7 protein-coding genes and 1 pseudogene are annotated in these 4,548 nt (G+C 44.3%); all 8 read left to right on the top strand.

Annotated features, from left to right (window positions below):
* Positions 1-1,513, top strand: a 1,513-nt coding sequence (locus AACS90_RS20735) for a hypothetical protein (protein ID WP_099123605.1), incomplete at its 5' end; no start/stop codon positions are given.
* On the top strand, positions 1,510-2,004 hold the full coding sequence (locus AACS90_RS20740; protein ID WP_099123606.1) for a siphovirus Gp157 family protein: 495 nt from the start codon (positions 1,510-1,512) through the stop codon (positions 2,002-2,004). The genes AACS90_RS20735 and AACS90_RS20740, both read left to right, overlap by 4 nt.
* A gap of 43 nt (positions 2,005-2,047) precedes the next feature.
* Positions 2,048-2,227, top strand: coding sequence for a hypothetical protein (locus AACS90_RS20745; RefSeq protein WP_099123607.1), 180 nt, complete (start codon positions 2,048-2,050; stop codon positions 2,225-2,227).
* Positions 2,228-2,281: 54 nt separating this feature from the next.
* Positions 2,282-2,473, top strand: a complete 192-nt coding sequence (locus AACS90_RS20750) for a hypothetical protein (protein ID WP_099123608.1) — start codon at positions 2,282-2,284, stop codon at positions 2,471-2,473.
* Between the two features lie 66 nt (positions 2,474-2,539).
* Positions 2,540-2,731 (top strand): hypothetical protein, encoded by a 192-nt coding sequence (locus tag AACS90_RS20755; protein ID WP_099109797.1) that lies wholly within the window; start codon positions 2,540-2,542, stop codon positions 2,729-2,731.
* Entirely contained in the window at positions 2,700-2,957 is a 258-nt protein-coding gene (locus tag AACS90_RS20760) for a DUF4224 domain-containing protein (protein ID WP_099123609.1), read from the top strand. Before AACS90_RS20755 ends, AACS90_RS20760 begins: the two co-directional genes overlap by 32 nt.
* Positions 2,958-2,959: 2 nt before the next feature.
* Positions 2,960-3,983: pseudogene (locus AACS90_RS20765) on the top strand (tyrosine-type recombinase/integrase).
* Between the two features lie 376 nt (positions 3,984-4,359).
* On the top strand, positions 4,360-4,548 hold a 189-nt coding region (locus AACS90_RS20770), incomplete at its 3' end, for an Arm DNA-binding domain-containing protein (protein WP_153043710.1).

Genomic DNA, 4,548 nt, shown 5'->3' on the forward strand with positions numbered 1-4,548 from the left:
GTGGCTGTCAGAGTCATATCAAAAACGCGAATTTAATCATAGCTACGCCACACTGGACTTAGAAATTGCCATGGCCTTACTGGATGGTGATTTTGACTGTTGGGAGATTATGTCACAGGAAATGGCCGCAGCGAAAAAAATGATGGCTGACAGTGATGAAACATGGCGTCGCTGGTCTACGCAATTTCGTATCAGAACCGATGCACTGTCTATCCCGCGTGAAGATATCTTTCGGGTGGTACGTGCAGGTAAGCAACATCCTGAGTTCCTGACCGACTCTGGCGCAATGAAGGCATTTATCAACCATGCGTTGGGTGATACTCCATCTTCCGATGAATTATCCGATACCACGGACAAATCTGTGCCAACACTAGAAACTGCCGTCACAAATGACTCTGCCGGTGAACCTGAGACTCAGCAGGCCGCCCCTGAAATTAAAGAAACCAAACCCCGCAGAACAAGAAAAGCCAAAACAGTTAAAGAGGAAATCGTACCAGAACCCGAAGAAATCGCGCCAGAAATGGGTACAGACGTACCAGCAATAGCGGAAACCGTACCGACAACTAACAAAGCCGTACCAAAAACGGCAGCAAATGATGAAGGCACTCTATTGCCTCCAGTTAGTGACCAGAACACCAGTAATGATAATTTCCAACATCGGGCCGATTTGTTGGAAGAAGCTATCAAGAAGCAGGGTAATGAACAGCAGGCCAATCTTCGCATCTGGAAAGCGGTTCAACGTACCGACCCGCGTTTTACTAAACCACTGGATGGTATGGGATATAGCGGCACCAGCATCAACAGTAATTATATGTTTATGCGGGCAACTGAACAATTTGGCCCAGCAGGTGGCAGTTGGGGATATCGGGTTCTGGAAGACAAAATGCTGGACGGTGCTCCAATGACTGAACCTGTTTATGACGCCAATAACAAGCAAACGGGTTTTCGTTTACTACGTGATGGTGATGGCACTTTAATATTTGAACAAAACCACTCTCTCAAGATCTTATTGTGGTATCCGCTTGGGGACGGCACCCGTGGTGAGATCGAAAGTTACGGTGCAACACCTTACCGCTATAAATCTAAAAACGGCATCAAAACGGATGGCGAAGTACTTAAAAAATCCCTGACAGATGCCATTAAAAAAGCCTTATCTATGCTGGGATTCAGTGCCGATGTCTTTATGGGAATGTACGATAACCCTGAATATCTGGCGGAAAACAAAATTGAATTTGGCATCAAAGCGGCCAGTGACAAAGCCGAAGATCTCACCCGCTTACGTAAAGAGCTGGACGAGAAATTTGCACGTAATACCGAAACCATGAAATCGGCAGTGACCAAGAATGAGCTGCGAGGGATTGCATCCACGCTGACCCGCGAAATTACAGTACATCTGAATAACGCAAAATCGACAGGCGACAAAGAGTATGAACGTTATCTGTCAGGTCGATTACGTCGTTTAACTGAAATCGAAAAAGAGTGCGTAACCAAACTTGAAGAGGCAAACCCATGACCACCGCAATTGCATTAGCCGCCGATTATGACCAACTGCAAAAACTGATCACCACCGGTGAATTTTCACCGGAAGCTATCGCCGATACGCTCGAAGGGTTAGAAGGTGCTTTGAGTGACAAACTGGATGCGGTCATGATCCATGTTCGTAACCTTGAAGGACAGACCAGAACACTGGACGATGAAGCCAAGCGACTGGTTGAGCGCAAAAAGTCCTTTGAAGGTCAAATCAAACACCTGAAAAAATATGTGCTGGATTGCTTACTAAAAGCAGACCTGAACAGCCTGAAAACCACGAAAAACACCTTTAGTGCGCGTCAGGGCGTTGCCAGAGTCATTATCGATAACGAAATGTTATTGCCTGATGAATTAGTGGATGTTCAGACCATTACTGCCCCGGATAAAAAAGCCATCAAAGAGGCAATTGAACGCGGCGACACTATACCGGGTGCGCATATCGAAATTGGGGAAAGAAGTTTGCAGGTTCGTTAACAATCAGTTTATGCCCGGTGATCCGGGCATGGAGGAATACATCATGGCAGCAAAAATTGAAATCAGCATTTTTTATAACGAAGAAATTAACCAGTGCGAAGTGACTTGGTCGTCAATCAGAACTGACTATCTTGAGCCAAAGGAAAAAGCCACATTGGAGCAATTGAAAAACGCTTTAATGAGCCAACTCAACTCTGGCTCTCGTCACGGTCAAGTGCATTGAGAGTGTGTACATCATAAAAATACCCAGACCAATAAAGTAAAAGAGGCCAGACCCATGCTTAAACATCAACATAAACGTTACCAGCCAGTCACGATCACTCTGCCCGATGGTACAAGCGGCCAGATCATTGCTGACCGCCGCTGTGCCATCTTCTACGACTTCCCGCCCGAAGTAAAAATCGAGCAGGCTAACAACAATCAAAAGGCGGAGGTCGATAGTTCATTCCTCACCCGTAAACCTGATTAAGCATAATCAGAAATTCAGCCACGTAATCACTAGCATGATGGTACATCCACCGAATGGAGCACCATCATGCAACCCTGGCAACCGGGACAACAACTATTAACTGACTTCGATATTAAACTGGGACGATTAGCCGCCAGCGTCAAAAATACGCCCTGTGATCAGGTGGATATTATCCGCGCCTGTGACACTGCTGATCGAATCATTGCATCGATGATGAGGCAAGACCATGACCATAAATCGCGATATTACCATCGGTAAAAATGAAGAACTTATAAATAGTGACATTATCACCGATAAAGAAATGGAAGAACTAACCGGTTTTGAAATGCCTTCCAAACAGTGCCTGTCATTGGCTAAACACGGCATTTTCTTTATCACACGCCAAGATGGTAAGCCCAGAACGACTTGGACGCATTTCAATAATCCAATGGCTGTTGTACGCCGTTCCCATGCTGTCGAAGAACCTGATTTCGAGAACATGTGATTGTGGCCAGAACAAGAAAAAATGCCGCCGATAAACGTTTACCCAAGCGTGTTTATCGGGGAAAAACCAAATATGAATTTCATCCGGCAAGAGGGGGGTTCTATCTCTCTCTGCCCACTGGATGCTCCCCTTTCAATTATCTGGGCTGAGTACGAAAAAATTCTTTGTGACATGTCACGGGAGGAAAATTCAGTGTCTAACTTAATCAAACAATTTCTGGCCTCTGCTGATTTTAAGGATCTGGCCCTTGATACCAAAAAAGACTACCGGAAATACGCCAACAAGCTGACTCCAGTCTTTGGCAAAATGTCACCGGATAATGTCAGGCCTGAGCATATCAGGAAATACATGGATAAACGCGGCTTAAGCAGCAGAACGCAGGCAAACCGAGAAAAAACGTTCTTTTCCCGTGTCTACAAATGGGGTTATGAGCGTGGGATGGTGAAAAGTAATCCCTGTAAAGGTGTAAAGCAATACAAGGAAAAAGCGCGAGAGCGGTATATTACCGATGCCGAATATGCGGCGCTTTATTCAGTATCACCTACGGTGGTTAAGGTCTCAATGGAATTAGCCTATTTATGCTGTGCCCGACAAGCTGACGTTCTGACACTAACCCGCTCCCAATTAATGGATAAAGGCATATTTATTCGTCAGGGGAAAACCGGAAAGCAACAAATTAAAGCCTGGACAAAACGCTTAGAAGATACCATCAAAATGAGTGACACATTAATTACCGAACCCGGCATTGCGAGTATTTATGTGATTTGTCAGGCCAATGGTCATAAATATACGCGTGACGGTTTTAACAGTCGTTGGAGAAAAGCCAGACAAATGGCAAAAGATGAATTCCCTAATTTAGATTTTAACTTCACTTTCCATGATCTAAAGGCGAAAGGTATTTCTGATTTGGAAGGTACGTTGGCAGAGAAACAAGTAATATCAGGCCATAAAAACATAACCCAAACTGCACGGTATGATCGGAAAATTGAAGTTGTTCCGGTTGTGGGAGGGCAGAAGAATATGTAGAAGTTACTTAAAGTACCTTGTGCCTAATCAGGGCTTTTTTGTTCCTAATATTCAACAAAATGATCGCCTAACAAGCTGATTTAAAAGGGTGAAAATAATAGCCCATATTAGGTGAAACACTTGTAATATATTGATTTTAAATAAAACAACGACGATTTTAAAATCCCTCGGCTGTAAGGCTGTGCGGGTTCAAGTCCCGCCCTGGGCACCAAACATAAGTTTACTAACGTCTACACTAGTAAACTAAATCTTAGAAAGACCTGATAAATCAATCAGGTCTTTTCTTTTTAGGTCTACTCTAGTCTATTGCAATCAATATGCACTGCGGGGCATAATTAGGGGCACCTACACTTCTATTTTAAATGTGCCCCTTATAATGAAATTAAACGCACGACAAATCGAAACAGCAAAGCCCAAAGAAAAAACCTACAAACTCGCCGATGGCGGCGGTCTCTATTTAGAAGTTACGACACGCGGCTCGAAGTACTGGCGTATGAAGTACTACCGCCCCACCGATAAAAAAGAAGACCGACTGGCGTTCGGTGTCTATCCAACCGTTTCTTTA

It is taken from the genome of Xenorhabdus sp. KK7.4, from assembly GCF_963876465.1.
Classification (GTDB): Bacteria; Pseudomonadota; Gammaproteobacteria; order Enterobacterales; family Enterobacteriaceae; genus Xenorhabdus; species Xenorhabdus stockiae.